The organism is Candidatus Methylacidiphilales bacterium (assembly GCA_025056655.1).
Taxonomy (GTDB): domain Bacteria; phylum Verrucomicrobiota; class Verrucomicrobiia; order Methylacidiphilales; family JANWVL01; genus JANWVL01.
The window spans coordinates 1-3,714 of record JANWVL010000143.1 but is presented as its reverse complement, the minus strand read 5'-3'; the positions used below and the strand labels follow the sequence as shown (position 1 = coordinate 3,714).

The 3,714-nt window shown below is 50.1% G+C and carries 5 protein-coding genes and 1 pseudogene; 1 reads left to right on the top strand and 5 read right to left on the bottom strand.

What is annotated here, in order from left to right; all coding sequences use genetic code 11:
* Positions 1-327: 327 nt before the first annotated feature.
* Complete coding sequence (gene dcd / locus NZM04_09260) at positions 328-888, bottom strand: dCTP deaminase (protein ID MCS7064210.1); 561 nt, start codon at positions 886-888, stop codon at positions 328-330.
* 196 nt (positions 889-1,084) lie between these two features.
* Between dcd and NZM04_09255 the strand changes: the two genes are divergently transcribed.
* Positions 1,085-1,360: a hypothetical protein gene (locus NZM04_09255; GenBank protein ID MCS7064209.1), complete on the top strand. Its 276-nt coding sequence runs from the start codon at positions 1,085-1,087 to the stop codon at positions 1,358-1,360.
* 160 nt (positions 1,361-1,520) lie between these two features.
* Here NZM04_09255 and NZM04_09250 read toward each other — a convergent pair whose 3' ends face one another.
* From NZM04_09250 to NZM04_09235, 4 genes and pseudogenes are all read right to left on the bottom strand, one after another.
* A complete protein-coding gene (locus tag NZM04_09250) occupies positions 1,521-1,949 on the bottom strand; it encodes a hypothetical protein (GenBank protein MCS7064208.1) in 429 nt (142 codons plus the stop codon).
* A 4-nt stretch (positions 1,950-1,953) separates the two neighbouring features.
* Positions 1,954-2,118: a hypothetical protein gene (locus NZM04_09245; protein MCS7064207.1), complete on the bottom strand. Its 165-nt coding sequence runs from the start codon at positions 2,116-2,118 to the stop codon at positions 1,954-1,956.
* Position 2,119: 1 nt separating this feature from the next.
* Positions 2,120-2,254: pseudogene (locus NZM04_09240) on the bottom strand (site-specific DNA-methyltransferase).
* 707 nt (positions 2,255-2,961) lie between these two features.
* A complete protein-coding gene (locus NZM04_09235; GenBank protein MCS7064206.1) occupies positions 2,962-3,411 on the bottom strand; it encodes a hypothetical protein in 450 nt (149 codons plus the stop codon).
* Between the last annotated feature and the right edge of the window lie 303 nt (positions 3,412-3,714).

The following is a 3,714-nucleotide window of genomic DNA, read 5'->3' as shown; positions in this document are numbered from 1 at the left end:
GATCAAGCGCCACGGGCATTTCAGTATTGCACCGACGGCTTCAGTGGGTATGCTGCTTTAGACTACCGTGGCGGCTGTCTCTGGTTGCGCCGGGCAAGTCGCAGACCTATTCGGTTGAAGCAAGTCTCGCCGAGTTGCGGGGGCTCTTGCTCGCTTAGGCCGACAGACGCGGTGCTTTTCGCGGTGTGTGGAAGCGCTGCGGTGGTCGGTTGCGTCCTTTGTGCAATGCTGGAATCGGCGGCATCCCTTCAAGCAAGCGCATCCGGGTTATCAGAGCTATCCGCGGGACTACGCAAGTATTTGGGTTTAGGCACTCCCTGCGATCTCTTAATTTTCTATTTTTGGCAAAGTGATGCCTGTTTGTCCCTGATACTTTCCCTTTCTTTCACGATAACTCATCTCGCACAAACTATTGCCAGTTATAAAGATGAGTTGTGCAATACCCTCGAACGCATATATTTTTGTTGGCAATGGCGCAGTATTGCTAATTTCCAGCGTAAGATAACCCTCCCATTCTGGTTCAAGGGGTGTAACATTGACGATGATCCCACATCTTGCATAAGTGCTTTTTCCTGTGCAAATTACAATCACATCTCGTGGGATACGGAAATATTCAAGACTTCTGGCTAGCACAAATGAATTGGGGGGAATAACATAGCTATCGCCCTTAAAATCGATAAGTAAGTCTGGATCAAATTTCTTGGGATCTATTATTTTATCCGAATGTTTGTTTAAAATTTTAAACTCATCGCTTATGCGGATATCATATCCATAAGAAGACAAACCGTAAGTAATAACGCCTTCATGGATCGATTTATCCATAAAAGGTTCTATCATCCCGTTATTTATCGCTTTCTCTCTAATCCACGTGTCAGCTTGGGCTCCCATCTTACCACTCCTTCATTTTAATCTACTGGTCATGTGGTAATATATACTATAACACGGATTGTCTAGTTTTGGGAGAGCCTAAATCCAAATACTTGCGTAGTCCCGTAGTATTTGAATTTAAGCGATCCCACATCCTTGATTTTCGCGTTGACATGATTTACAATAATATTATATCAATCTAAGAGGTATTTATCAAATGAACGTCTACACTGTGTACGCTAACGATGGAACGATCACGTACGAGGCAAAGATCGCGACAGATACCAGCGACATTGACGAAGTGGCATGGCTGGTCGCTCTGGCATTTGTCTCTTCCTATGACTTCGACGGTAGTCCTCCTACCCCCAATAATCCCCTCGAAGTGACCATCACTGTGTCTACGGATGATGAGGAATACGAATACGAATACGAGTTTGTTTCGAGAAAGAAACCCCCAAAGGGACTTGTCATGCTCGAGAACTGGATTGGCTGATTGCTTACGCCTCTAAGCTGATAACACGTTGTAACGCACATCAGATGCGTCAATCGCTGATACTGGCACAGGCGCATTGCTATGCGGCACCTCAGCGCAATTTAGCCATCTGCAAACAAACGCGTTTTGAACACGGGATCGAGCGACTGCGCGCCTGAAATCAGCATGACCCGTTAACGAAGACCTCATCCGCGCCCTCAATCAGCCCGCGCTCGGCGACAAACGCGCATTCGCGCTCATAGTGGCTTTGCGCCAACCCTGTCGTGTCGCGCCAGAGCACAACCACGCAATGCCCGTCGCGCTGCCTGCACCTATACACCACGTAGTGCCGCTCGCCGTCATAGTAAACTCTGCGACTCTCAACGTCCAGTCCAGGCAGATACACGAAGGTCTCCGGCAAGTCCACAGGTTTAGGCTTAGTCACGCCATCGCCAGTGAGGCGCAGTGTGTAGGCGAACGGCGTTTGCAGCTTGTCTATGTCCAAAAACGTGGCACTTCGGCGCGTTTCCCATCGCAGCATGTAGCGCAGGGTGTATTCGTTCTTGAGCGCGGTGCGCGCGGGCGGCGCGGGCGCCTCGTCGAAGGTCAAATTGTTAAGTGCGTCCTTGTAGGACTAAGCGGATCACCTTGATAAGGCGCAGGCTGCGTTTGGCTTCGTCTGGGGTGAGGAGGCGTTTAGGTTTGCCGTCGCGCCATTCAAGGGCGAAGGTGACTTTCTTTATGCGCGGCAGCAGCACGGTGTTGAAGCAGCTTGCCATCTCAACGAGGATGAATTTGCGTCGTCCGCGTGTTGAGGTCGTCCACAGCGTGCGCAGTTGTGCCAGAACCTACGAAGAAGTCCATAACGATATCGCCCGTCGTCGTCAGCATTGAAACCGCGCACATGATCAGGCTTTTGTTCTTGTTGCCGTTAGCAAACTGCCATTCGTTATCCGACCCTTATCCGACCCGATCAAGTCAATCCAATTTGTATCCAAAAGGACGACTCCCGACTCTGGTAATAGATACTGAATTGAACCCTTTGGCGATTTCTTAATTCTGCCCTGAGACAACATTTCTCTTGCCCGATTCTCGTCATACATCCAATGCCGACCTGTAGGCGGCTTGCATCCAAGAATTTCATACTCCATCGTCGGTCTGATCCCATGCGCATCAAATGTATGCCATCGCTGTGCGTACTTTCTCGTCTTGACAGGCACGTTAACATGAGTTTCGTTCATGGCAAAAAGCTCAAGGTAGTTGTGCCACCAGTTAAGTGCACAAGGACGGCCTCCTTCAAGAATGCTCTTCTTGACGCGAGCGACAACAATTTATTTTCCGAGTGACTGGCGAGTGGTCTACTCAACTGCCAACTTGATCCTTGCACTCTCGTTGCTATCAATGCAGCTCCCCTGTGGCATTGACCAGTTTGTCAGCTATTTCAATCCTATTTTTCATCATGGTTAACACGCCAGAATGTTTATAATTATCTTTGTAAGCAAATCCGTCATTTCCTGTGTTGTAAGGCGGATCTATGTAGATACACTTTATATGCCCACGATACCTCTCCTGTAACAGGTTCAATGCCTGCCAGTTCTCATGGTGCACCAGCGAACTGTCAGTCATCTCGTCGAGATTGCCAAACGAAGCCAGCAGAGATCAGCGAACTCCGACGAGAAATGGCGCGTGTCTAGTGGCAGTGTCGGATGCGCCTTGAGCAAGCCCACTCGCCCCTCGACTATCGTCATGTCGCCATCAACCTGCCCGTCGCTCAGCGCGCTTAGGCCAAGCAACATTTCCCACTTCGCCAACTGCTTGTCTTTGGCGGCTATCTCAGCATAGAAAGCCTCGTTAATCGCGCCAACCGCCACAGCGTAGAACGCCTCAACTAAAAATTTATTTTTCTCCCGTAGCACCTTCTGACCATCTTCAAATTGAGCCAAAAACTCAATGATCGCCATGCCTACTTGCCTCACAGCGCGGGCAAGGCGCAGCAAGCTCTCCGCTTGACGCTCATCAGCGACTTCGACCGCGTCTAGGTTTAGCACCTTGTTCTTGACATAGAAATCCAACTCGCGGCCGAGAAACCATCTCAGGTCTTTGTGGATGAATAAATCGCGGTCGTTGCGACGAGCATATCGCCGCAGATGATGTGCTAGCCAATAGACCTCACCCCCGTCCTGCTGCTCCCGAGTCGCGTTCAGCGCAGCTAGCAGACCTTCGTCTCCGGTGACTGCCTAAATCCAAATACTTGCGTAGTCCCGCGGATAGCTCTGATAACCCGGATGTGCTTGCTTGAAGGGATGCCGCCGATTCCAGCATTGCACAAACGACGCAACCGACCGCCATAGCTCCTCCACACACCGCGAAAAGCA